The organism is Xaviernesmea rhizosphaerae (assembly GCF_001938945.1).
Lineage (GTDB): Bacteria > Pseudomonadota > Alphaproteobacteria > Rhizobiales > Rhizobiaceae > Xaviernesmea > Xaviernesmea rhizosphaerae.
In genome coordinates this window covers 1-23641 of the sequence record NZ_MKIO01000037.1, presented here as the reverse complement: position 1 = coordinate 23641, position 23641 = coordinate 1, and the positions used below count along the sequence as shown (strand labels likewise).

The following is a 23641-nucleotide window of genomic DNA, read 5'->3' as shown; positions in this document are numbered from 1 at the left end:
CCCTGTCTCAACCAAGCAGCGTCGGTCGTGGCGTCTGATAGTCGATGGTCACGCCGCCATGACCGTCGTCGCCCGCGTGGAAATTCGTCGCCGCATACTGTCCCATCAGGATCAGTGCCGTCTGCTGCTGCCCGCTGGCGACCGTCAGCGTGCCGAAGGCGCCGGAGCGGTCTGCCTCAAAGGCGAGCGTCGTGCGTTCGGCGACGAAATTGGCCAGATCGATCGACGACTTGCCGTTGAAGGGCGCATCGGCGTGGCCACGATTGGAAAAAGCGATCGGCAAGGTACCGCCCTCTTCGAGCAGGGAGCCGCCATCGGAAAGCGACCAGCTTTCGGCATAGCGTCCGAGAAGGTCAGCCTCCGAGGGATGCTCGAGCACGGTGCCGTCGGCAAGCGCGATATCGGTGGCGCGGCTGGTGTTGGAACCCAACAGGCCCTCGACGGAGCCGGGGCCGTCCGAAGGACCGAGCGAGGCCACCTCATCGAACCAGGCACCCTGGTTGGTGACGCTCAGGCTTTGGCCGCTGCTCCAATCGACCCGGTAGCTTTCTGCCGAAAGACGTGTGATCGCACCGCCGTCCAGACCAAGCACCTGCCCGTCCGATGACAGGCTGCGATCAACCGCGCCGTTGATCCAGATCGAGCCGTCAAGCTCGAAGCGAACCGCATTTCCCCCGATCTGCGCGGCGATCTTGTCGGTGACGCTGGCCAGATCACCCCAGCTCTTCGTCTCGATCTGGATGTCGAAGGGATCTGACGCCGCGACGGAACGCACCATGGTGAAGCGGCCGACGGCCTGGAAATCATAGGAGAGACCCTGGAACGTTCTCATGTGGACATCGCCGAGACCGCTGCCGGGATCGTTGGCGCGGGTGATGGCGAAGGAGACCTGGGCCGTGTTGCCGGCCACGTCCATGGCCGTCGCTGTCAGTTGATGGTCTCCCATCTGCGGCACCTGGACGGTCAGGCTCCAGTGGCCATCAGCAGTCGCCACCGTCGTTCCGAGCAGTGTCTGCGTTTCGTCGAAGATTGAAATCTGACGGCCGATGTCGGCTGCCCCGATCGTGCCGGAGACGAGGATATCCGACGAGACGGAGCGCCCGCCGCCTGTGGTGACATGGAGGTCCGGCGCCTGGCTATCGAGCGTGAAGGTCACCGTCGTCGGGTCCGAACTATAGCCAAGTGCATTCGTCTCGGTGACGCTGACGGTGTGCGTTCCCTGCGAGAGGCCTGAGGGATCGTAAGTCGCGACGGCGTGACCATCGACGGTCACAGACAGGCGGTCGGCGGAGGCGCTGGGCGTTATCGCGAGCGCGGCATTTTTCGTGAGGCCATCGGCGCTCGATGTGCCCGTGTCGGCGGCCAGCGCCACACGTGGCGCATCGGGCTTCAGCACGGGAAGCGCGGCGGCCGAGGTCGCGAATTCCGCATTCCCTGTCAGCGCGACATCAAGCACGGCATTGTCGAAGGTGAGCGTGCCCGGCGTCAGCCCGGCATTCCTGGCGGTTTGCTCGGCAGCCGCACGCACCGTGGGATCGAGATCGGCGAGCGTGACGATTGCATGCGGGAAGGAGCGGTCCGTGAAACTCGCCGTGCTCTCGCCCGCGCCATAGGTGAAGAGGCTCGTCGCATCGGTGATCCGCCAGCTGTCGGCGAAGGTCGAATAGAGCGTTGCGCTCGAAACGGTCTCGCCGAGATCGGTGCCATCGCGCATACGGAAATCATTGCTCGCGCTGCCGTCGGCATTACCGAGCAGTCCGGAAATGGCGCGGCCGGAGCTGCCAAGCATCGGCTGAACCTCGATGACATTCGAGCCCAGCGCTGCGTAAAAGCCGTCGCCATTGCCATTCGTCACCACATAGGCCGAGCCACTGCGGGCAATGCTGCCATTGCCGACCTGAAGCGAATCGCCATCGCCGAGGTCGGTCGCGACACCGCCGATCAGGAGCGGATGGGCACTGCCGGCATAGAGCGACACGGCGACGCCATCGACAGACATGGCAACCGCCGTATTGACGGAAGCGTTGCCGCTCCCCAGGGCTGACTGGCGCACCTGGATCTCGAAGTCAGGCCCCTTGACGAGCGTGAATTCACCCGCCGCCTGGAAATCGTAAGGCCGTCCGTCAAATGTCAGAAGATGCGGGTCGCCGGTGGATCTGCCACCTCCGCCACCCACGGACAGGCCGGAAAAGTAGCCGGCCGCGTAGTTCAGGAGCTTGACCGTCGCGATATTGCTGTCGACCGTACCGTCATTGACCTTATAGGTGAAGGTGTCGGTGCCGGTAAAGAACGTCCCGCCGGATGCCGGCGGCGGCGTGTAGGTGAAGGAGCCATCGGCGTGGAGGTCCAGCGTGCCCTTCGCCGGGCCCGCCACCAGCGTCGCGGTCAGCGGATCACCGGTCGGGCTCACGTCATTCTTCAGCACACCTTCCCGCGCGGAGACGATCAGGGGCTTTCCTAACGGCGGTGAATATCTGTCTTCGTTGGCTGTCGGGGGATAGTGGATCGACTTGAGGAAGATGTCGGATGCGTTGTTGGTGTCGTTTTGTACGAGATTGTTGGCAGCCGACCTGAACAGAAGCTTCGACCCGTCGCTCGAAAATTCGAATGCGTCATTGAAGGAGATGCCCACATTCGCGGGTTGTCCGTCGGCGCTACCGATCATCTGCATAATAGCACCGGACTGGATGTTCTTGAGATAGATGAAATCCTTGTCCAGGGATGCACCTGCGTCGGGCCGTCCGCCGGGGACGAGATTGGTGGCCTCAGAAGAGAAGGCGATATACTGGTCGTCCGGCGAAAACGTCACGTAATCGCTGTCCGCGTCCGCCAGCGTTCCATCCGCTGACGTCGATAAAACCCGTAACTCGCCCGTTGCCAGGTTTTTCAGATATACCTGTTGGAGACCGCTCTTCGGATCCGGGTCGAGTGACGGAAACGATGAAAGAAATGCAATGTACCGTCCATCATGGGAGAAAGCGTAGCTGCCGTGTGAACTTCCGGCCACGTTGGGATGACCGTTGATCATCTGCACTTGGTAACCCCCGAGCGAGAGCTCTGTCCCGTCGCTATTCGTCGTCACCCGTGTCAGCAAGCCGGTCGCCAAATTCTTGATGAAGAGGTCTGCGCCACCGTTCGTGTCATCGGGGACCATATGGGGGTCAAAGGAATAAAACGCGATTGAGCGGCCGTCCGGCGAAAACCGCGGCGTTGCATCCGGAGTGGCCAAAGCCGAACTATTCTGGGCGGTGCCCCTCATGTTTCGAGACACGATATCCGTGCTGCCGGTAATCAGATTTTTAACCATTACTTCGGCGTCTGAGATAACTATGTTTGAGTAGGCTATCTTTGTACCGTCGGGTGAAAAGGAGATTGAGCTGGACGAAGATCTATCATCGGAAATTTTTGTAATAACGTTCGTGGATAGATTTTTTACATAGAGATGCGCGCCAGTCCCATCCGGGAGCCCTGCTTCAAAGGCGATAAGATTGTCTCCGCTCGACACCGCCGCACTGTAGCCGGTAATGACGCCGCCACCCCCGAGATCTGAACCAGACACGAGCGGCGTGACCGCACCCGTGGCAAGATTCTTGCGAACGATGACTCGCTCGCGCGTGTTCCCGCCTATGATATCGTCGCGCGCAACGAAGATGACGCTCGCCTCATCTGCGCTGAAGACCGGAGACCCCATCGCTTCCGTGATCTGTCCGCCACTCGATGTGGTCGAGACGCGCACCACCTTGCCCGCATCCGAATAGACCTGCAGGTTCACCGTCGCGACATTGCCGTTGGTGGTGCCGTCATTGGCCCGATAGGTGAAGCTGTCGGCGCCGTGATAGCCGGCCGTTGGCGTATAGGTGAAGCCGCCATTGGCCGCGAGCGACAGGGTGCCGTGCTGCGGGCCGGTGATCAGGCTGGCGGTCAGCGGATCGCCATCGGCATCGGTATCGTTGGCCAGAACGCCGGCCGATGCTGCGACCGTCAGGACCTTGTCCTGCCGCATCGTGTAGGTCTCGCCGGTCGAGACCGGCGCCTGATCGACCAGCAACGTGACGGTCGCGGAGGCGCTGTCAGCGGTGCCGTCATTGGCCTTGTAGGTAAAACTGTCGGCGCCGTGAAAGCCGGTCTCGGCCGTATAGGTGAAAGCGCCGCTCGCATCGAGGTTCAGCGCGCCATGGGCGGGGCCGCTGAGCAGCACGGCATGCAGCGGATCGCCATCGATATCGACATCGTTCGCCAGCACGCCGGCACCGCCCATCTGCAGCGGTGTGCCACTGACGACCGTGAAGCTGTCGGCATTGGCGACCGGCGCGTGGTTGACCGGCGCCGGATAGAGGGACGAGACGTCCTTGACGAAAAGCTGGCCGTTATTGCCATCCGGTCCCGACACGAGATTGGTTGCGCCGGAATAGAAGACGATCGATCGGCCATCCGGCGACCAGCGCCCTTCCATCCCGCCGAAATTCGCCTGGGTGCCATCGGCGGCGGTCGAGACGCGCGTGATCGTGCCGTCGCGCAGATCCTTTACGAAGAGGTCGAAATTGTTGTTGTTGTCTCCGGGAACGAGATTGCCGGCGAGCGATGTGAACAGCAGGAAGTTGCCGTCCGGCGAGAAGGCCGTCGTCAGGTCCTGATTGGAGAACCGGTTGGCCTGAACGCCGCCCGCCGTCTGCGTCACCAGCGTGACCGCGCCGGTCACGAGATCCTTCACGAAGAGATCGGTGAGGCCGTTGGTGTCGTTCGCCACCAGATTGGTCGCCTGCGACCAGAAGGCAATCTTGGTGCCGTCGGCCGAGATCGATGCGGCGAGGCTGGCAGAGTTGGCGACCGTGCCGTCTGCAGCGCGCCCGACGAGCGTGAGCGCGCCGCTGGTCAGATCCTTCACATAAAAGTCGAAGCCGCTATTGCTGTCTTCGGGGACCAGACCGGCGCTCGTCCTGAACAACAGCTTCGTCCCATCACCGGACAGCGCCGGCGCCGTGGAGGCCTGATCGATCTGGTTTCCATGGGCGTCGGTCGAAAGGCGTGTCAGCACGCCGGTCGTCAGATCGACGGCGTAGATGTCGCGGGCGTGGTTGGTGTCGCCGGCAACCAGCGGATCGCCGGTTTCAAACAGCAGCTTGTTGCCGTCAGGGAAAAACGATGGCCGGCTGTTGGCGACGCCCTGATCGGCATTCGGGCTGACGCGGGTGATCGCGCCGGTCGCGAGATCGGCCACAAACAGATCAGAAAGCCCATTGCCGTCATTGAGGACGAGATTGCCGGCAACCGAGACGAAGGCGACCTTGGTGCCGTCGGGCGAAAACACCGGCAGATAGCTGCTGTCGTCGGCCTGCGTGCCGCCGACACCGACCGAGAGGCGCGTGATCGTGCCCGTCGTCAGATCCTTGAGGAACACGTCCAGGCCGCCGGCATCGCCCGCCACGAGATTGTTGGCGCTGGAATCGAAGACGAGCTTCTTGCCATCCGGCGAGAAGACGGGGTCGTCGCTGCGCCCATTGCCAACCCTGCCGCCGAGCGCGCCTGTCACCAGAGTCACAGTGCCCGTCAGATCATTGGTTCCGGCCATGGTTTGGCTCCTTCTTGGTAGGGTGTGCACCGTCAGCGACCGCAAGCGGGCCGGAGACAGCCGCGCGACGGATCGGGACAAGGGCGCAAGAGGGGTGGTTGCGTCCCGTTTGTCGGGTCCGCATTGCTGGTTTGAGGATTGATCGGGTCCATCCGGGGCGATATCCGCATCACCGCACCGCCATCATCAGCCCCATCACAATGAGGATGGGGCCGGAAACGAGATGAAGCCGGGAGAACAGAGAGTGCGGCAGATGCCGGCCGACGAGCGCCGTCAGTGCGATCAATGTCGCGTAGCATGACAGAGCGCCAAGCCCTGCCCCGCAGACAAAGGCTGTCTGTTGCAGGCCCATGTCGGTTGTCCGCGCCGTTGCGGTCGCGGTGGCGGCGGCAAAGGTCAAATAGGTTAGCGGCGTAGCAGGATTGCTCAGGGCAAGACCGGCGCCTTTCAAATAGGCGATCCCCCGGCTGCCGATCGTGGCTCGGGGTTCGGCAGCCACGCGCGCAAGAAGCAGGCTGCGCAGGCCCAAAAGCGTCAGAACCAGCCCGAGAACCAAATTCACTCTGCCGTTTATGGCTGCAAGAGGAAGAGCGATCGCCTTGGCTCCGAGCACTGCGACGGCGGCATGGAGGCAATGGCTCGTTGCTGCACCCGCGCCGCTTGCCAGCCCGGAGCGTGCGCCCTGCGCCAGGCTTTGCTCCACGCATTGCAGACTGACGGGCCCCAGGGGTAACGCGATCGAAAGACCCAGAACCCAGGCCGACATGAACGGCTCCATGCCATCGTCTCCGGTTACGCTCCGCGGCAAAGGGCAGCCGTCCGGCCAAGTCGCGCGAAATCCCCTCACAGGAGACGTTTGAGATCAGCATGCCCACGCGCCCGCCCGAAAATCCGAGAGGAATGCCCCCTGCGTTGATGTCACTGCGGCGCCGACGCTCAGACAGTCCTCATCATCAAGGCATCCCCCGCCAGCACCCGCGCAGCATATCGACATGGCCAACCGGGCCACGCATCACCTGTTCGGGTAGGGCCGCCAATTTCGATGGATTTTGCGACGATTGAATCGCTAAAGTAGCGTCGGGCATCGAAGCAGGGTGTGAGAATGAGGCAGTCGCAGGCGGAACTGGACGGGCTATCCGACGTGATCGGCTCGATTTACGAGACGGTGCTGGACGAGACCCTCTGGCCGCAGACCCTGCAGATGATCTGCGTTTATACGGGCGGACAGGCCTCGCGTATCTACTGGCGCGATGCCAGCAACGGGATCGGTGAGACGGTCTATTCCTGGGGGATCGATCCGGAATTCATCCGCCTGTATCGGGAAAAATTCGTCACGCTCAACCCCACCTATCCCGCCTCGATCTTCATCAAGCCCGGTGAAGTCTTCGCAAGCAGCCAGTTGGTGGCGCATGACGCCTTTCAAACCAGCCGCTTCTTCCGGGAATGGGCCGCACCGCAAGGCTTCTTTGACGCGGCGATCTTCAACATCCAGCGTTACGAAGCCAGTGCGGCAGCTTTCACGGTCATTACAGGCGATCAGTATGGGCTGGTGGATGAACGCCTTCGTATCCGTTTGAGGCGGCTGGCGCCGCATATCCAGCGTGCGGCCCTCATTCGCCGGGAAATTGGCAGGCAGGAAAAGCGCGTGCGCTCGCTGGAATCGGCGCTGAACCAGGTCGAGGCGGCTGTCTTCATCCTCGGGCCAGACGGCGTGGCGACATGGACGAACCAGAGCGCGCAAACGCTTCTCGCCCGCGGGGATGTGGTGCGCGAAGGTGTGCAGGGACTTGGACTTGTGGATCCCGCAGCCCAGCGCCTGCTTCGCGATGCGCTCGCCGGCGATGTGGCGGAGCGCGAGGTGCTGCTGCACACCTATCCCGCGCTTATCAAAATGACGGATGCGGAGGGAACGGACTGGATCGCTTATCTGATGCTGCTCGAGCCGAATTCCTCGACGAAGACGGCCTTCGAGCAGGTTGGTCGATCGGCACGGGCGGCGCTGTTTATCCGCAGGGCAGAGGCTGTGCCCTCCTCCGGCATCGAGGCCTGTGCCGTCCTTTACGGACTGACGCCGGGAGAAGTCCGGGTGCTGCACGCCGCCGTCCAGACCCATACGGTCGCGGAGATGGCGCTTACCCTCGACATCTCCCCCAACACCGTCAAGAAACATCTCCAAGCGATCTTCGCAAAAATGGGCGTCAGCCGCCGCGCCGCCATGATCCGCGCCGTCCTAGCCGCCCGGCAATAATGGGAGAGGTTCCGCGCCTTTTCGAAGATGTCTCCTGAATGCGTGTCGCGGCTTCAGGAAAAAACATTGAGAAACAATATCTTAAAGCATATTTCCAGAATCCCGAATCAGGCCGCATGCTGTAGCTGAGAGCGCGATCCGAAAGCGCGAAACCAGAGCAAAGTTATCCAATGACCGCTCAAGTGGCACGGCATGTTTCGGAAAGAAATGGCACTTTGCCCAATTGAAAAATGAATAGCCCCGAGTTTCGTAGACGCCTTAGCGAAAAGGGCGCTTGTCGTAACTCGGTGCAAAGCATGGGGAAGCCTAGCGAGGCGTGATCTCATGCTCTTCATTCTATTTGTCCTTTCTTGAAATCCACATCGTCATCCGGAAACGGACGGACTGCTGTCTCGGAGCCAAGTCGATCCTTCAGCCTTCGTATTGCTCCTGAGTAACGTGCTCCATCCAGTCCACGACCTTTCCGTCTAGATGTTCCTGGATCGCAATGTGGCTCATCGCCGTTGTTGGCCCCGCGCCGTGCCAATGTTTTTCGCCAGGCTCGAACCACACGACATCGCCGGGGCGGATTTCCTGGATCGGCCCACCTTCGCGCTGCACGCGTCCCAATCCGCTCACGACGACGAGGGTCTGGCCCAGCGGATGCGTGTGCCAAGCGGTTCGAGCGCCAGGCTCGAATGTGACCGTCGCAGCGGCACTGCGCCTTGCTTCGTTGGCGGCGAACAGCGGGTCGATCCTCACCGAACCCGTGAACCAGTCCGACGGACCTTTGCCGGACGCCTGGCTGCCGAGGGAAATAATATCCATGTCGAATCTCCTTTGTGGAACCGAGCCGACCGCCCGAACGGTGGCCGGCTCGGTTTGCATCAAACCGCCAGATGTTGGTTGAAGAACTGTGTGAGCTTGTCAAACGGAATGACATCCGTCCTGTCGTAGAGATCGACGTGGCTTGCGCCTGGAATGACTATCAGTTCCTTCGGCTCGGCCGCCGCTTCGAAGGCCGTCTTGGCGAAGTAGAGCGAGTGAGCCTTCTCGCCGTGAACGAAGAGAACCGGACGCGGGGAAATCTCTGCGATATAGGACAGGATCGGCATGTTCATGAACGACAGCGGTGTTGTCTGCGTCCAAGCGTTACGGGAGTTGACGGCGCGCTTATGGTATCCGCGCGGCGTGCTGTAATAGTCGTGATAGTCGATCATGAACTGCGGAGAGTCTGCAGAGACAGTGGCGTTGTAGGCAGGCTGATAGGCGGGGCTACCCTTTTCCGCGTCGATCCAGCGCTGACGGCTCATCTGTTCCAGCGCCTGGGTGCGCTGTTCCAACGTGACGCTGTCATTGTAGCCCTTCGACATCACGCGGGTCATGTCGTACATCGTACTGGCAACGACGGCCTTGACGCGCTTGTCGACGGCGACGGCGTTCAAAGCCATGCCGCCCCAGCCGCAGATGCCGATGACACCGATGCGCTCACGATCGACCTCGGGGCGCAGGCCGATGTAGTCGACCGCTGCGCTGAAGTCTTCTGTGTTGATATCAGGCGAGGCGACGTTGCGCGGCTCACCGCCGCTTTCGCCTGTAAAGGACGCGTCGAAGGCGAGCGTGATGAAGCCGCGTTCGGCCATCGTCTGCGCGTAGAGACCGGAGGATTGCTCCTTGACCGCGCCAAAGGGGCCGCCGATAACGATTGCGGGAAGGCCCCGGCCACCGCGGTTCTTCGGGAGGTAGAGATCGCCCGACAGGGTGATGCCGTAACGGTTCTTGAACGTGATCTTCTCGTGGTCGACGACTTCGCTCCTGGGAAATGTCTTGTCCCAGTCAGCACTGCCCTGAGCGAAAGCGGGCGCCGCGGCAGCGCTTGCGACGCCCAGTGCTGCGACGCCGACTCCGGTTAGTTTCAGGAAGGTACGGCGAGCTTCATTATGGTCGGTCATATGTGCTTCTCCTTGATGATATGTGCTTGCAGTGTATGGTTTGATCCGGGCACGAAGGCGCAGTTGCGGAAACGGGAGGTTTCCACATCGGCAATCCTGGTCTTGGGCGTAATCGGCAGCCGGCGGGCTCGAACCTGCGGCTGGCTACCGAAAGGCGCTAGAGGCGCAACAGCGTCTTGATCGCGCGGCGGTCGTCCATCGCCTTGTAGCCTTCGGCGACATCCTCCAAAGGAAGTTCCAAGTCGAACACCTTTCCGGGATCGATCTTGCGGCTCAGAATCAGGTCGAAGAACTGCGGCAGGTAGCGGCGCACGGGAGCCGGGCCGCCGAGCAGGTTCTTCTGGGCGAAGAACAGCATCTGCCCTTCAAGCGACATACCGTGGGGTACGCCGACAAAGCCTATCGAGCCGCCCGGCCGGGCCGCATTGAGCGCCTGCATCATGGATTCCTGCGTGCCGACGCATTCCAGCACAGAGTCAGCGCCGATGCCCTTCGTCAGTTCCCGAATCTTGGCGACGCCTTCGTCGCCACGCTCGGTGACGATATGCGTCGCGCCATAGTCGAGCGCCAGGTTCTGACGGGACTTGTGCCGGCTCATTGCGATGATCCGCTCGGCCCCCAACTGCTTGGCGGCGAGGACACCCATGAGGCCAACCGCGCCATCGCCAACGACGACGGCCGTGCAGCCTGGCTGGACACGCGCGGCATCCGCGGCATACCAACCCGTGCCCAGAACATCTGACGCGGCGAGCAGGCTTGGGATCAGGTCTTCGGGCGGCATCTCGGCGGTTGCCACCAGCGTACCGTCGGCATTCGGGATGCGCGCGATCGGCGCTTGCCCGCCGGACATGAACTGCCTGACGACGCAAGACGACGGCCAACCACCGAGGCAATTGAGGCACTGACCGCAAGACAGCACGAAAGAGCCGACGACGAACTGGCCGGGCTTCACCGTCGACACGGCCGATCCGATCTCGACGACGACACCGCAATACTCATGACCCATATGGGCGGGCTGGTTGACGGGCTGGAGCCCGCTATAAGGCCAAAGATCGGAGCCGCAGATACAGGACGCCGAAAGCTTGATGATCGCGTCCGTCGGCTCGATGATCTTCGGGTCTTCGACTTCGACGCACCTGATATCGCCGGGGCTGTAAAGAACTGTCGCACGCATGATCGTGTCCTTCCTTCGATTATTCGGCGCGTTCGATGCGCAGGGGAAAGGTGCCACGCGTCAGCATCGGCTCGATCCCGCCGTCGACGCGCCCAAGGCGGATCAAGCCGCTGGAATAGCGATAGGGTGCATAGAACAGGATGACGTCACCCCAAGGCGCATAATAACAGACGTCGCCAGGTCGCTCGTTGCCGAACGGACCGCTTCCGTCCTCCGTCAATTTTCGTGGCAGGTAGGCGATCTTCTCGTTGTTGGAATAGTCCTCGATCGTGAGGTCGAGCGGCAGCATCGATGCGAAGTCCCGTGCCGAGGGATTGTCGTAGAGGGTCGCGTTGACGGTGTGCCTGTCGAAGCTGAAGCGGACTTTCATGTCTGTGGGCTCCTGATTGGCGGGGTCGCGGCGCTGCTGGCCGAATGCCAAGGGCGGCAAGATGATGGTGGCAAGGCTGCCGGCCAACACCGTCCGGCGATGCAGTCGAGGCGATGTCATGTGGTGTTCCTCCGGGCGTTGCGCATGGCGGCAAGCGCGACAATGGATGAAGCCGCCAAGATGATGGCTGCAAGAGCGAACGGCCCCCGCCATCCGACGGCGTCGAACAGATATCCACCGCCCGCGGCTCCAGCCGTGATGCCGAGCTGGATGACGGCAACGCTCAGCCCGCCGCCGGCCTCGGCGTCATCGGAGATATGCTTGCTTACCCAGGTGCCCCAGCCCACCTGCGCAGCGGTGCCAAAGAAACCCCAGGCAACCAGCAATGCTGCCACGAGCAGAGACGCCGAGGTGAGTGCGGCCATACCGATCGCAAGAAGTGCCATGACGGCTGGAATGCCTATCAGCAGCGTGAACAGGCGTGTCCGCAAGGCTCTGCCAATGGCGATCGTGCCGAGTACGCCAGCAAGGCCCATGAGCAGAAGCACGAGGGAGATGGCTTCGATAGAGAAGCCGCCCGCGGTTTCGAGATAGGGTCGCAGATAGGTGAACAGTGCGAACTGGCCCATGAACAGGAGCATAGTCGAAGCCATGCCCAGAAGGACCTGACGGCGGGCGAGAAGTCGCAGCACGTTGCCGCGGGACTTCTGATCCCGAGGCGGCATTGGCGGCAGGCTGATCCACTGCCAGACAAGCGCCAGCAACGCGATGGGAACGACCAGGAAAAATGCGCTGCGCCAGCCGACATAGGCACCCAGCAGACTGCCGAGCGGCGCGGAGATCGTGGCGGCCAGTGCGTTGCCGCCGTTGATCCAGGCGAGCGCTTTTGGGACCTCGTTCTCCGCGACCAGGCGCATGACGATCGAGGTTGACATCGACCAGAAGCCACCGATCGCGATACCGAGCAAGACCCGACCAATCATGAGCACAGGATAATTCGGCGCGAAAGCCACGATCGTGCCGGACACCACAAGCAGGGATGTGAAGCCGCTGGCGACGAGGCGACGGTCGATCCGGCGGGTAAGGTGCGCCACCACCAAGCTGGTGATCACGGCGAAAACGCCGGAGACCGAGATCGCTTGTCCGGTTTGTCCCTCGGTTATTGCCAGATCGTGAGCCACGAGCGGAAGCAAGCTCACAGGCATGAACTCCGAGGCGATGAGCACAAACGCGGCCAGAGCCATCGAAAAGACCGCACCCCAGGGTCCTGCTAGGCGGACTGGCTGTTGATCGCAGGTCAATGCCATTGGTTCGCGTCTTCCTCATACTTGCTTCGTTAGAAGAGGAACATACGCGGTGGCCATTCCAAGGATAAGATGCCATAATCCGAAAGGACTTATCGACCGAGAGTATGAATAGGAGCTGGCTGTTGGAGCGGCAGGACCTCAACGACATGTTGTCTTTCATAGCAGTCGCCGAGGAACGGAGTTTCACCAAGGCTGCCGCAAAACTGGGGACATCACAGTCCACGCTGAGTCATACGATCAAGCAGTTGGAAGCGCGATTGGGTGTCAGATTGCTGACGAGGACCACGCGGAGTGTGTCACCGACGGACGCCGGGGACCGATTGCTCAAAGCCTTCGTCCCGCGACTTCGTGAACTTGACGGCGAACTGGAAGACCTGATGTCGGCCCGCGACAAGCCTGCCGGGGCGGTCAGGATCACTCTTTCGGACCATGCGCTGGAGACTGTCCTTTGGCCGAAGGTGCGACCGCTTCTTCTGGAGTATCCGGATATCAAGCTTGAGCTCAACATCGACAACGGGTTCCGGGACATTGTCGAAGAACGCTTCGATGCGGGCGTCCGGTTGGGGGAGAGCCTCGACAAGGACATGATTGCCGTGCGCATTGGTCCGGATTGGCGGCTCGTTGCGGTCGGTGCACCCTCCTATTTCGCGAACCGCCCCGTTCCCAGAGTTCCGCAGGACTTGGTGGAGCACGTATGCATCAACACCCGGCAATCTCGATCAGGTGGTCTCTATGCATGGGAGTTCGAGAAGGACGGCCGCGAACTCCGCGTCCGCGTCGATGGCCAGATCATCCTGAACAGCTCGATCGTCCAGGTCGAAGCGGCCATGGCGGGCTACGGCATCGCCTACGTTCCGGAAAACCTCGTGGAACGTCAGATCGCCAATGGCGAACTCATCCAGGTTCTCGATGATTGGTGCCCGTTGTTCACAGGCTACTACCTCTACTATCCCAGCCGACGCCAGAACTCGGCAGCGTTCCTGCTAATCATGAACGCTCTGCGGTTTCGGACCGAGTGACTCGTGATGCGAGCAGGACTTCTATTGGCGCTTTGCAGGCAAGGCGAGCGGACTAACAGGTTTCGGGCCAACGACAGAACATGCCCAAGGGGCGATATGAGGGCGCAAAGCCGCCAGTCGGCAAGACCTATGCCAGAACACCCAGGGCGGAAATCATTTCCGCTCTGACGGACCTGCTTTCCGCCTTCGCTTAGCGATCGCCTCGAAGTCCAATCCCTCGAAGATCGAATAGTCGATCTCTGGATCGAGCGGCAGGGCTTTGAGCTTGCGCGCCTCCTTCTCGGTCGCGACGTCGAAACCGTAGAGGTCGTGCTCATCGACCCCGGCGCTGTGCCCTGCCTGGACACGGCGTTCGCGCGGATCGATCCCGATTCGCGCATGTCCTGGATGTTGCCGCTGCGGAGAGAGTGGAAGACCTCGCGTCGCCCGTTGCTCTCTCCACCGGACTTCGGCTTGATGCGGATCACCTGACGGCGAACCAGCTTCACCACATTCTTCGCGAGCGGCAGCCCCAGTCCCGGATCGCGACTTCGATAACGTGGCTCAGGATTGCCAGCTCCCAAACGGTTGTCGAGGGGGCAACCGAGCGCAGGCGCTCGTCCCGGAACGACGATATGTCCTGAGGCGAGAGCCCGATCATTGTGCGATGAGCGATGTCGTGACGCTTGAGCACATCGATCCGCTGGATCTCCTGGGTGGCGCCGCGTTTCGTCGGCGAAACCTCGATCCTATAGCGCTTGAGGAGCGTCGTGCTTTCGAGGATGCGCGTGTCAGGCGCAGCACCGAAGCGGTCGACCTGGGCCTCGAGCTCGCGCGCCCACTTCTCGGCTTCCTGCTTTGTGTCGAACGACTTGCAGCGGGGCTTCATGCCTGCGCGACGGACCTGAGCTTGCCAGCGGCCTCTGAGTTTGCGGATCGTTGCCATGTGATCTCCAGTGGGTATTGAAGATCACGCGTAGGATGCCCCTGAAAGGCTGCCAAGGATTATCCCGGCAAGCTCACATTACTCAGAGAATCTAACAATCGGATTGGATTAAGCCATAGATTCCGCGCAGGGGGCGCCGTCACTGTGGCCCTATGCTGATTGTGATCCACAGATCACAACGAGCAACACCCACATTCAGGCATGTGTGTCTTTTATGCAATTGAAATTTCATAAAAATTTGGCGGAGAGGGGAGACTTTCCGCCAATTAAGCCCGCGATACCTGAGAAAGCTGGACTTTCTCCAACCTGCCGCTCTCATTGGCGAAATTGCGATATCCCGAGGTATACCACAGGCGATACCGCGGGCTCAAGGACCGTCAATCCGAGGCATTCCCACACGGGAAAACTTCCCGATCGGTATGAACTCGAAGCTTGATTTCGAGGGCTTCCCGTACGGTAAGGACGGCGTTGATCGGCAGTAAATCTTCCTGTACGGTAAGCGCTCACGGGAGACGATCCATGTTCAGGTCTGCACGCGATTTCGGCGCCGCGATCCGCGAAAAGCGCAAGGCGGTCGGCGCTGGACACAGACCGAGCTTGCGGCGCGCTCCGGTACGGGTGAGCGTTTCATTGTGGATCTTGAGTCCGGGAAGCCGAGTTGCCAGCTTGAGAAGTCGCTGATCGTGGCGCGCACCGTTGGACTGGAGATCGGTGACCTCAAGGCGGCTCAGTCCGTCACGGACGCCCCGGAAGACGACCTTGGGTTCCTGCCCACCTTCGGCGACGGCCGATGACGACCATCTACAGGACATCGTCGGCCTCCTCGGCCATATCGGGCGCGACACAGCCGGCGCCTTGTCGATCGGTAGCCACGTCGACCGGGTGTCAATCTCCAGCCCTTGCCGGATGCCGCGGCGCTGGAGCGCATTCTGGATGAGCTTCCGGCAAAGCCCTTCCTGGTCGGGGAGCGCGGGGTCTCGATGTCTCTCGCGGGCGTCCAGGAGAAGCTGCCGGTCTTCGTCGGAGAGAATGGTGCGATATCGATCCCTGTCGATGGGACACCCTTCACCCACATTCTGAAGCCTGATTCAAGGCGGCTCGCAGGGAGCGTCGAGAACGAAGCGTTCTGTCTCGCCCTTGCGCGCGCCTGTGGTCTTGAGGGTGCTGAGGCGACCATCTGCGTGGCTGACCGACGCCGCTATCTTCTGGTGAAGCGATATGACCGCTTCACCGATCCGCAAAACGAAATTCGCCGGCTTCACCAGGAAGATCTTTGCCAGCTAACCGGACATTTCCCGTCGCAAAAATACGAGTGCTCCTCGACCGGGCAGGGCGTGACCCTGAAAATGATGTTCCAAGCCGTCAGCGACCTGGCTTCGCCTGCAGAGCGCATGACACTCCTCGATGCAGTCATCCTCAACGTGCTCATTTGCAACTCGGATTCGCACGCGAAGAACTATTCGATCCTGATCGGTGCGGGTGGGTCCGCGAAGATGGCGCCGCTCTATGACCTGATGTGCGCTGCTGTCTATCCTGCCGTCGACCAGAGCCTGCCTCAGGGGATTGCAGGCCGGATCAGCGCTGCGGATCTGCAGAAAGCCGACTGGCAGGCGCTTGCCGCCGACATCGGGTTGAGCAGAGCATCGACGGTCAGGCGCGTTGCCGACTTAGCCGAGCTTGTCGCCGCGCGATGCGCGGATGTGGCTTCGCAGGTTGCTGACCTTGCGGGCGATCCGGCTCGGGTTCTGGAAAGGGTCACACATCAGATCCAGAAGCGGTGTCGGCGCATTCAGGCGGATTGCTGATAATCGGTGAGACGGCAATTATTTCCGCATGCAAGGCAACGGTGGAATGGCCGTTCGTCATCTTTCGTTGGCGCTGCAGCTGAGCCAGACATAGCAACACTCGTCGCAACCAGTGCCGATTGGTCACGCCTGCCGAAATCGATCGAAGAGCATGACCCTGACATTTTGCAGACGCCACATCTCAGGACATCCGTTGTGATTGAGCAATTTTGACCCTTTCGGCGTGGAAGCCTGGCCCCGGTTGCTACAGGTCAACACGCCGATCAATCTGCCGTTTCTTTGGTGGGACGGGGGTCAGCCTTCGGCGCCAATGGTGGGGTTGAATTGAGTTGGTTGGACTTTGAAATTCTGACCGCACGCTTCACGCTGTTAGTCCCACACATTATTCGAACTGGCGCGCAGGCTCGGATATGACGCGGGTTACTCTCGGCAAGAGCGGGGTACGGGAAATCCGCACGCCCGGATCCGGCCGGACATGCTCAACGTCACACTGCCCGGCGTCGGCATGATGCTGCGCTGAGATTGGCCGAACCACGCTGAAATGGCGGCGAAGCAGTCGTTCTCCTAAGGCAGCCGCCGGCCCTTGCCCAATGATGAGAAACCACTCCGCCTCATAATCGTCATTCCTTATTTTCAGGAATTCGCTAGTATCGACGGGCAGCTCCCAGCGAGCCGAGAACGGGGCGGTGATCGCATGACACTTCCGTTGCGTGGTCCCTCAGCCATGGCTTGCGACGATGCGTTCGCCGTCGGCGAACTTTATGAAGCCTATGGCAGGCTGATCGGCCATCGCTATGTCCTCCATGAGCGAATGGCGCAGACCGGCGACAGCAGCTTTTCGAATATCTCCGTGCTCGACGCCTGCGCAACGCGGTTCCAGGGCGGGGTGCTCCGCTTCGACATGTCGGCCAACCAGGATGGGCTCGATCTGGTGATCCTGTCCTTCGCTTTGTCGGGGCAGGCCCTGTATTATCGGCAAAACGGCGTCGATTGCGTGGCGCTGCCCGGCAATGCCATTCTCCACACCACCGACGTCCCCCTTCACGCGCAGGCGGATCGGGCGGGGGAGGTGATGGCCGTGGCTCTGCCCCGCGCCAAGCTGAGCGCGATGCTTGCCGACCGGGACGCGCTGACAACCCGCGTCCTTCCAGGCGACAATCCTGCTCTTTCGCTTTTTTCAGGACATGCGCGCAGCTTCCTATCCTTAAGCGGGCTGCCCGATGCCACGCTCGCGGATCTCGTCGGTGATCAGCTCTGCGATCTTGCTGCCGTAGCCCTGGGTGCGAATGGGACAGGCAAAGACAAGGTCATGAGCGGGGAGGCCGTCACCGACGTCCGCTTCAACAGGGCGATACGATATATCCACCGCCACCTCGCCGATCCGACGCTGGGGGACGCCGACATCGCCCGCCATCTCGGACTGTCGGTTTCCTCCGTCCGCCAGATCTTCGCGCGAAAACAGACGACACCGGCGCGCACCATTCGCAAGGCGCGGGTCGAGTTGGCAGCGAGACTATTGCGCCAGACGTCGCATCCCCCGCGCAAGGTCCTGTCGATCGCTTTCGATTGCGGTTTTCACAGCGTTTCCGCCTTCTACGACGCATTCCGCGATCAGTACGGCCTGCACCCGAGCGATCTCCGGCCTCTGCCCCGCAAATCTTCCCTCGATTGACAGATTCCGGAGCCCATTCTGGCGGAATCGACACGCGATGCCTGCTCGTGCGGTGCTAGCAAAGGCAGCGCGCGTCGCCGGTTCATGATGATCCGGCCGGCCGGCGGGGGAACGTCTTATGCAAGCGCATCACCAATGGACATGTGCGGCACGGATCGCCTTGTCGAGGCTGGCGATGCACTGCCTGATGCTCGGCCTCGCCTGTCTCCTCGGCGGCTTCGCCCCGAGCGGAGCCGCCGCCGAGCGAACGGTTCTGCCCGCGAGCCGCGATCCGGTCATCATCGTTCTCGACGCCTCCGGGAGCATGGCGGCGGCCCTCGGCAAGGAGACACGGCTGGACGCCGCCCGGCGCATTCTCCTCGACACGCTGTCGCTCTTTCCGGTCGATCGCCAGGTCGGCCTCGTTGCCTATGGCCATCGCCGCAAGAATGATTGCGGCGATATCGAGACGGTGAGGGACCTCGGCCCCGTCGACGTCAAGGCCATACGCGAGGCGCTCAAGCCGCTTCGCGCCAGGGGCAAGACGCCGCTCTCCGGCGCACTGCGCCATGCGGCAGGCCTTCTTCCCGAGAGCGGCGGCACGATCATGCTGGTCAGCGACGGGCTGGAAACCTGCCATGAGGATCCCTGCGCTGTGGCCGAGTCGCTCAAAGAGGCGCGGGCTGGTGTGGTGATCCACGTCGTTGGATTCGGTCTTTCGGAGGGCGAGATGAAGGGCCTCGCCTGCATCGCCGAACGCGGTGGCGGGCAGGCGATCGAGACCAAAAATGCCAATGGCCTGGAGCACGCATTGAGGACTCTGGCCGAACCGCCGCCGGCGCCCATTGGCAACCCTTCGGAAAAACCAAGCCCGGTGGAGACGAAGCCGGCTTCGCCGCCACCGCCGATGCCCAAGCCCGTGACGCTCAAGGCCGTGATCGACGGCCGGGCGGTTCCCGGCCCGGTCACGTTCACGGTCGCAAGCGACAAGGGCGAGACCGTCTATTCCGGCAAGGGGACGCAGGTGACCCCAAGCCTCGCGCCCGGTCGCTATAGGCTGCGCCTTGCAGGCAGCAATATCGACGCTCAAACGCCGCTGACGGTCGCGGGGCAGCCCGATGAGCGCCACGAGATCCCGCTGAAGGCCGGCCTCGTCCGTCTGTCGATCGTCGCGGCCCAAGGACTGTCGCTGGCCGACACTGACCTGAAGGGCGACCCGGTCTGGACGCTGGCGCCGAAAGCGGGACAGGCTCTCGCGACGCTGGAGGGCGTCCTTGCCCCCGAAGCCATGCTCGCGCCCGGTCGCTATGCGCCGACGGTATCGCTGGGCGGCTTTTCGGCGACCGCCGAGATCGACGTGGTCGAGGGCAAGACGGTCGAGAGCGTGCTCGACCTTCGGCTGGGCAAGGTAACCCTGGAGGCCGCCTTGCCCGGAGAGAAGACGCCGATCAAGACGGGAACGGGCCTCTCCTGGACGCTGGCCGGACAGGCGGACACAAAGCCTCTGACGGCGGAGGCGGTGGCGCGGCCGACCTTCCTCGTTTCGGCCGGCGCCTATATGGCCCGGCTTGCGATTGCTGGCGCGGTCATCGAACAGGCCGTCACGGCGGAGGCAGGAGAGACGAAAATTGTCCAGCTCGATCTGCCCTCCGCCGCGCTCGCGCTGCAAGGCAGCCTCGGACCGGGCGCACCCGCCTTCACCGACTGGCGCGACGCGGCCTGGACCGTGCGGCCGGTCAAGCTGATCGGGGGTGCGCAAGCGGGCCCGGCCCTTGAAGGAAAACTGGAGGCGGCCCCCTCGCTGGTCCTGACGCCGGGCGAGTGGGAGGTCACGCTGGTCTCGGGTGCGGCAAGCGCCACGCGTCATCTGACGCTGGCGCCCGGTGCAAAGCTGCGTGAGCGCCTCGACCTTGCCGCCGGCCGACTGACGATTTCGGCTCAGCCGGCGCCTGGCGCCGCGCCGCCAGCCAATGTCCTTCTGTCGATTTTTGCGGCCAAGACCGAGGGCGGCTTCGAGGAAAAACCGATCGTCCAGGTGGGCACGCCGCGAAGCTATGCAGCGATCCTGCCTGTGGGACGCTACCGGGTCGATGCCGCCGACGAGCAGGGGCGGAAGGGAACTACTGATATAGACCTAAAGACAGGTGAAAGCGTCGAGAGGAGTATTGATCTCAAATGAAGGCTTTGTCGACTTACAAACTCGGTCGTGCTCTCTGGGGCCTGCAGCTGCTGCTCTGCGTTTTCTACGCCCCTGCTGTCCTTGCAGAGTCGAAGCTTGGCTCCGGCGAACTTCCACCAGACCAAGCCGCGATCGCGACCTACTGGCATAACAAGCTGGATGTGCAGCTTGCCCCGACCGAGGTTGCGGATCCCAAGGTCCCCGGTGGAACGATCAAGGTTTTCTCTGCCGATGACATGGTCCGGTTCATGGACGCGACGCTTGCCGAACTCAACTTCTGGATCGACAAGGTCGATCCAGAGCGCAGGGCCGGCGGAGGTAAATCGAGCGGGCTGGGTGGCGCTCTGCCGCCGATGTCGCCCGACGAGCTGCAGCTCCTCGTCGGCCGCGTCGAAGACCTGATGCGTCGGATGGATGCCGTCGAAGCCAAGGTGGATGCCTTGATGAAAGGCGAGCACAAGGCCCCCTTCAAGGTGGTCAGCGCCGGCGGCAAGACGCTCTTCCAGGTCGATGCGTACGGCAACAGCCTGTTTCAGGGCGCGACCGGGGAGGGCCTGATCCATATCGGCTTTGTCGGCAACGGCGGGTCGATTTCAGCGATCAGCCCGGATGGCGGCTTTGCGGCGAGCATCGGCGCGAGCGGCGGCATGCTGCAGGTCCAGAGCGCGGAAGCTAAGACCAGCGCCTATGTGATCGCCAGCGACAAGGCCGGTCTGCATCTGACATCGGGCGAGAAGCACACCGATCTCGCAGCGGACGAGGATCTCTTCGGACTGAAATTGAGCGACGGGGAGAAGCCCGCCGCTTCGCTCGGGACTGTGCCCGGGAAGGGCGTAGCCCTTCGCCTCTTCAACGAGGCAGGCGAACAGGTGATGTCCGCCGGCGCCAATCCGGCCAAGAACAATGCCGGCCTCGTCGCCGTCGGCAGCGGTGGCCAGACGGTAGCCTGGATCTCGGCCGAGGCCGACGGGTCGGGTCTGGCCCAGGTTTTTGCGGCGGACGGCTCGCCGGCGGCCGCTCTGGTCGGCAAGGAACGTGCTGCGGTCGCCTATAACCAGGCGGGCAATCCTGTCGCGACCATTTCCAAGAGCGGCAAATCCGAAGGCGGCACGGTCGTCGCCCGCAACCCGGATGGCGACGGCATCTTTGCCGCCGGCTTCGCGGCGGAATATGGCGGCGGCGAAGCCTGCGTTTGGCGCGCGAAACGCAGCAACACCTTCTGCCTCGGCCTCGGCATGCCGGGCATGGGGGTGGGCAAATGACGATCCTTGACCCCGAGAAGAAGGCAATGACCGCATGAGATCTCTGCCTAGAACGACCGCTTCCTTGACCTGTTTCCTCCTGGCCGCGGCCCCCTCCAGGGCCGCATCGGACTGCCAGCCGATCTACGATGCCTATGCCGCCATGTTCCAGAAGCCGGCGATCAAGCGGACGATCACGACGCCTGGCATGGCCGATCCGGTGGAGATGGTCCTGACGCCGGACGCGCTTTACAGCCGTGTCGGCGCCAAGGACAGCTGGGGAAAGGTTGAGCTGAATGCGGCGACGCGTTCGGTGATGAAGAAGGGTACACCGTCGCCGGAGACGGTGACCGAGTGCCGGCGGATCGGCCCGCGCGCCGTCGAGGGCGTCTCCGGCACGGCTTATGACTTCACGCCTGCAAAGATGAGCGGAAACGCCCCCGGCGAGACAATCACGGTCGTGCTCGACGACGCAACTGGTCTTCCCCTTCTGGAAACGGCGCTGAAGGCCGGCACGAAGGTGGCGAACGTCTATGACGGCGTCACGATTCCCCTTCCGTGAGCGACACGAAGTACGAGCTCATTGGCGGACAGTCAGCGAGCACAGCGCGGCTAATGCCGTTCCATGCCGCTTTTCTGGCGCTTGTCGTACCTCCGTTCACCGGCGCGCTCGTCTTCGCCATGTTCGGCGCCGATCTCAGCCTGCGACTGATCGCCAGTCTTCTCGCTCCCGCCTATCTGCTCGGGGCCGCGCCCGCCTTTCTTTGCGGTCGGCTCGACCGGAGACTGGCGCGACTTGGCTGGAGCGGAGCGGCACGTTTGGCCGTTGCCTCCGGTCTCGGCGGCCTTGCTGGGCTCGTCGTCCTCGGTCCGCTCTTTCTCAAGGGCAGCATTCACGGAGCGCTACCGCTGCTTGCGCCCGTGGCGTTCGCCTTTTCTGCTTTCGCGGCACTAGGGCTGGCCATGCTGCTCGCCTGGCTGCCGGCCATGACCTGGAAACCACCCACGCCACCGGAGGGCGATCGATGACGATCCGACATGTCGGCACCCTGCTGCTCCTGCTCCTCGGCTGTCTCGCCATTCCCACAGCGGCAGCGGCGGTCCAGCCGGAAGCCTGTCCGGCGGCCTTCCCGGCCTCCGCCTTCGCCCGCCCGGCTGAGGCGCGCGATGTCCGGCCCTGTGCCCAGGCGCTTCTTTCGATCCTCTTTCGCCGTCTGCCGCCGCCACCGGAGACGGAAATCCACGTTGTCGATACGCTCTACGGGAAGGACGAAGCGGGCGCGCACAATGCCTTCATCACCTTCCAGATCGCCACGCCGAACCGGCGCAGGCTGTGCCGGGACTCTGCCGAACCGGCGGATATGCAGGTCAACTTCGTTCGCGACCCGGTCGACGGCTGGATCGATCTCGACAGCAGGGGGAGCTACGACCCCGCGGCATGCGGTCAATGGACCTATTGGGCGGACGAGGACATCGCCGAGATCCTCCACCCGCCGCATTTCACGCGGCTGCCCGCGGCGCAGCGCGCGGGCATTCGCGAGGTTGCCAAGGGTGATCCGGAGCGAAAGGCCATTCTCGACGCGGTCAGGGAGGCCAATGCCGACCTCAACCGCCGGACCCCGATCGTCTTCGTCGTCGGGCGGTTACGAAGCGACGGGGAGACCGCCTACTTTCGCGGCGCTGTGCGTCGAAAACTAGATGGAAGGCCGATCGATCCTGCGCTTTGGGGTGAATGCGAACAGGACCCGGAAACGGCCGTGCTGGAGGCGTTGCTGGAAAAGAACAATGGCCGCTGGCACGCCATCAAGGCCAACCGCTGCGCCGACGACCTCTTCCTCACCGGAGCCGAACGCAGCCGCTACCGCCTGTTCCTGATGGATGAATAGGGCGCTATCGACGGATTCAGTCGCTCAGTGTGTCAATCGGCGTCGAATTCCGGCTCTCACACAATTTTGGTGGTCAGAGGCCTATCTGACGCCGATGACGCGCGCCTGAATGCACCCGATTTTTTTCCCTGGTCGTACATCTGGCGCTTTACAAGCTTGAGCTTGGTAATCGATCGCATCCCAGGACGTGGTGTAGCTTAGACGACCACGGCCCATCCCAGAGGGGCGGAATGAGTGTCAGCTTGCGGCTGGCAGGCTAAGGTCTGTTGACAGACGTCAGGCTGGGGCAAGGTTTGTTGCCGAGGGTCTCCTTGTTTGACAGGAGGCTTTGATGGT

The 23641-nt window shown here is 62.4% G+C and carries 17 protein-coding genes and 2 pseudogenes; 11 read left to right on the top strand and 8 right to left on the bottom strand.

Annotation, left to right across the window (positions count from 1 at the left end):
• Window positions 1-7: 7 nt before the first annotated feature.
• Window positions 8-4747, bottom strand: a complete 4740-nt coding sequence (locus BJF92_RS16710) for an Ig-like domain-containing protein (RefSeq protein ID WP_245294809.1) — start codon at window positions 4745-4747, stop codon at window positions 8-10.
• Window positions 4748-5005: 258 nt separating this feature from the next.
• Here BJF92_RS16710 and BJF92_RS26135 point away from each other — a divergent pair, with 258 nt between their 5' ends.
• Window positions 5006-5590, top strand: coding sequence for a hypothetical protein (locus tag BJF92_RS26135; RefSeq protein WP_245294808.1), 585 nt, complete (start codon window positions 5006-5008; stop codon window positions 5588-5590).
• Window positions 5591-5738: 148 nt separating this feature from the next.
• On the opposite strand, the gene BJF92_RS16705 is transcribed toward BJF92_RS26135, so the two are convergent.
• Window positions 5739-6335: a LysE family transporter gene (locus tag BJF92_RS16705; RefSeq protein ID WP_158032244.1), complete on the bottom strand. Its 597-nt coding sequence runs from the start codon at window positions 6333-6335 to the stop codon at window positions 5739-5741.
• Between the two features lie 336 nt (window positions 6336-6671).
• Here BJF92_RS16705 and BJF92_RS16700 point away from each other — a divergent pair, with 336 nt between their 5' ends.
• Complete coding sequence (locus tag BJF92_RS16700) at window positions 6672-7817, top strand: helix-turn-helix transcriptional regulator (protein WP_075635893.1); 1146 nt, start codon at window positions 6672-6674, stop codon at window positions 7815-7817.
• Window positions 7818-8228: 411 nt separating this feature from the next.
• On the opposite strand, the gene BJF92_RS16695 is transcribed toward BJF92_RS16700, so the two are convergent.
• The 5 genes from BJF92_RS16695 to BJF92_RS16675 all read right to left on the bottom strand — a co-directional run bounded on the left by BJF92_RS16695 (window position 8229) and on the right by BJF92_RS16675 (window position 12599).
• On the bottom strand, window positions 8229-8624 hold the full coding sequence (locus tag BJF92_RS16695; RefSeq protein WP_075635892.1) for a (R)-mandelonitrile lyase: 396 nt from the start codon (window positions 8622-8624) through the stop codon (window positions 8229-8231).
• Between the two features lie 59 nt (window positions 8625-8683).
• The gene (locus BJF92_RS16690; protein ID WP_075635891.1) at window positions 8684-9748 is read right to left on the bottom strand and encodes an alpha/beta hydrolase; all 1065 of its coding nucleotides are present in this window, start codon (window positions 9746-9748) and stop codon (window positions 8684-8686) included.
• A gap of 157 nt (window positions 9749-9905) precedes the next feature.
• Entirely contained in the window at window positions 9906-10922 is a 1017-nt protein-coding gene (locus tag BJF92_RS16685; RefSeq protein ID WP_075635890.1) for a zinc-dependent alcohol dehydrogenase family protein, read from the bottom strand.
• 19 nt (window positions 10923-10941) lie between these two features.
• A complete protein-coding gene (locus BJF92_RS16680) occupies window positions 10942-11412 on the bottom strand; it encodes a cyclophilin-like fold protein (RefSeq protein WP_075635889.1) in 471 nt (156 codons plus the stop codon).
• Window positions 11409-12599: an MFS transporter gene (locus BJF92_RS16675; RefSeq protein WP_075635888.1), complete on the bottom strand. Its 1191-nt coding sequence runs from the start codon at window positions 12597-12599 to the stop codon at window positions 11409-11411. The genes BJF92_RS16680 and BJF92_RS16675 overlap by 4 nt, the downstream gene beginning before the upstream one ends.
• 122 nt (window positions 12600-12721) lie before the next feature.
• On the opposite strand from BJF92_RS16675, the gene BJF92_RS16670 reads away from it, so the two are divergent.
• A complete protein-coding gene (locus BJF92_RS16670; RefSeq protein ID WP_075636007.1) occupies window positions 12722-13618 on the top strand; it encodes a LysR family transcriptional regulator in 897 nt (298 codons plus the stop codon).
• Window positions 13619-14076: 458 nt separating this feature from the next.
• On the opposite strand, the pseudogene BJF92_RS16665 reads toward BJF92_RS16670, so the two are convergent.
• Window positions 14077-14543 (bottom strand): annotated as a pseudogene (locus BJF92_RS16665) (site-specific integrase); the annotation flags it as partial.
• 519 nt (window positions 14544-15062) lie between these two features.
• Here BJF92_RS16665 and BJF92_RS26130 point away from each other — a divergent pair.
• From BJF92_RS26130 to BJF92_RS16625, 8 genes and pseudogenes are all read left to right on the top strand, one after another.
• A pseudogene (locus tag BJF92_RS26130) lies at window positions 15063-15337 on the top strand (helix-turn-helix domain-containing protein).
• A gap of 105 nt (window positions 15338-15442) precedes the next feature.
• Window positions 15443-16348 carry a HipA domain-containing protein gene (locus tag BJF92_RS16655; RefSeq protein ID WP_245294807.1) on the top strand — a complete coding sequence of 302 codons (906 nt, stop codon included), beginning with the start codon at window positions 15443-15445 and terminating at the stop codon, window positions 16346-16348.
• A 583-nt stretch (window positions 16349-16931) separates the two neighbouring features.
• Window positions 16932-18020 (top strand): AraC family transcriptional regulator, encoded by a 1089-nt coding sequence (locus BJF92_RS16650; protein ID WP_143524073.1) that lies wholly within the window; start codon window positions 16932-16934, stop codon window positions 18018-18020.
• Window positions 18021-18195: 175 nt separating this feature from the next.
• Entirely contained in the window at window positions 18196-20178 is a 1983-nt protein-coding gene (locus BJF92_RS16645; protein ID WP_075635886.1) for a vWA domain-containing protein, read from the top strand.
• Entirely contained in the window at window positions 20175-21440 is a 1266-nt protein-coding gene (locus BJF92_RS16640) for a hypothetical protein (RefSeq protein ID WP_075635885.1), read from the top strand. The genes BJF92_RS16645 and BJF92_RS16640 overlap by 4 nt, the downstream gene beginning before the upstream one ends.
• A 64-nt stretch (window positions 21441-21504) precedes the next feature.
• A complete protein-coding gene (locus BJF92_RS16635; protein WP_075635884.1) occupies window positions 21505-21981 on the top strand; it encodes a hypothetical protein in 477 nt (158 codons plus the stop codon).
• Complete coding sequence (locus tag BJF92_RS16630; protein ID WP_143524072.1) at window positions 21978-22448, top strand: hypothetical protein; 471 nt, start codon at window positions 21978-21980, stop codon at window positions 22446-22448. The genes BJF92_RS16635 and BJF92_RS16630 overlap by 4 nt, the downstream gene beginning before the upstream one ends.
• On the top strand, window positions 22445-23305 hold the full coding sequence (locus tag BJF92_RS16625; RefSeq protein WP_075635882.1) for a hypothetical protein: 861 nt from the start codon (window positions 22445-22447) through the stop codon (window positions 23303-23305). The genes BJF92_RS16630 and BJF92_RS16625 overlap by 4 nt, the downstream gene beginning before the upstream one ends.
• The last annotated feature ends 336 nt before the right edge of the window (window positions 23306-23641 follow it).

What these genes read in the sequence shown, in the direction of transcription:
- BJF92_RS26135 (WP_245294808.1), top strand. Translation starts at nt 5,006, where the DNA reads ATGGGCGTCGGTCGAAAGGCGTGTCAGCACGCCGGTCGTCAGATCGAC.
- BJF92_RS16705 (WP_158032244.1), bottom strand. Translation starts at nt 6,335, where the DNA reads ATGTCGGCCTGGGTTCTGGGTCTTTCGATCGCGTTACCCCTGGGGCCC.
- BJF92_RS16700 (WP_075635893.1), top strand. Translation starts at nt 6,672, where the DNA reads ATGAGGCAGTCGCAGGCGGAACTGGACGGGCTATCCGACGTGATCGGC.
- BJF92_RS16695 (WP_075635892.1), bottom strand. Translation starts at nt 8,624, where the DNA reads ATGGATATTATTTCCCTCGGCAGCCAGGCGTCCGGCAAAGGTCCGTCG.
- BJF92_RS16690 (WP_075635891.1), bottom strand. Translation starts at nt 9,748, where the DNA reads ATGACCGACCATAATGAAGCTCGCCGTACCTTCCTGAAACTAACCGGA.
- BJF92_RS16685 (WP_075635890.1), bottom strand. Translation starts at nt 10,922, where the DNA reads ATGCGTGCGACAGTTCTTTACAGCCCCGGCGATATCAGGTGCGTCGAA.
- BJF92_RS16680 (WP_075635889.1), bottom strand. Translation starts at nt 11,412, where the DNA reads ATGACATCGCCTCGACTGCATCGCCGGACGGTGTTGGCCGGCAGCCTT.
- BJF92_RS16675 (WP_075635888.1), bottom strand. Translation starts at nt 12,599, where the DNA reads ATGGCATTGACCTGCGATCAACAGCCAGTCCGCCTAGCAGGACCCTGG.
- BJF92_RS16645 (WP_075635886.1), top strand. Translation starts at nt 18,196, where the DNA reads ATGCACTGCCTGATGCTCGGCCTCGCCTGTCTCCTCGGCGGCTTCGCC.
- BJF92_RS16640 (WP_075635885.1), top strand. Translation starts at nt 20,175, where the DNA reads ATGAAGGCTTTGTCGACTTACAAACTCGGTCGTGCTCTCTGGGGCCTG.
- BJF92_RS16625 (WP_075635882.1), top strand. Translation starts at nt 22,445, where the DNA reads ATGACGATCCGACATGTCGGCACCCTGCTGCTCCTGCTCCTCGGCTGT.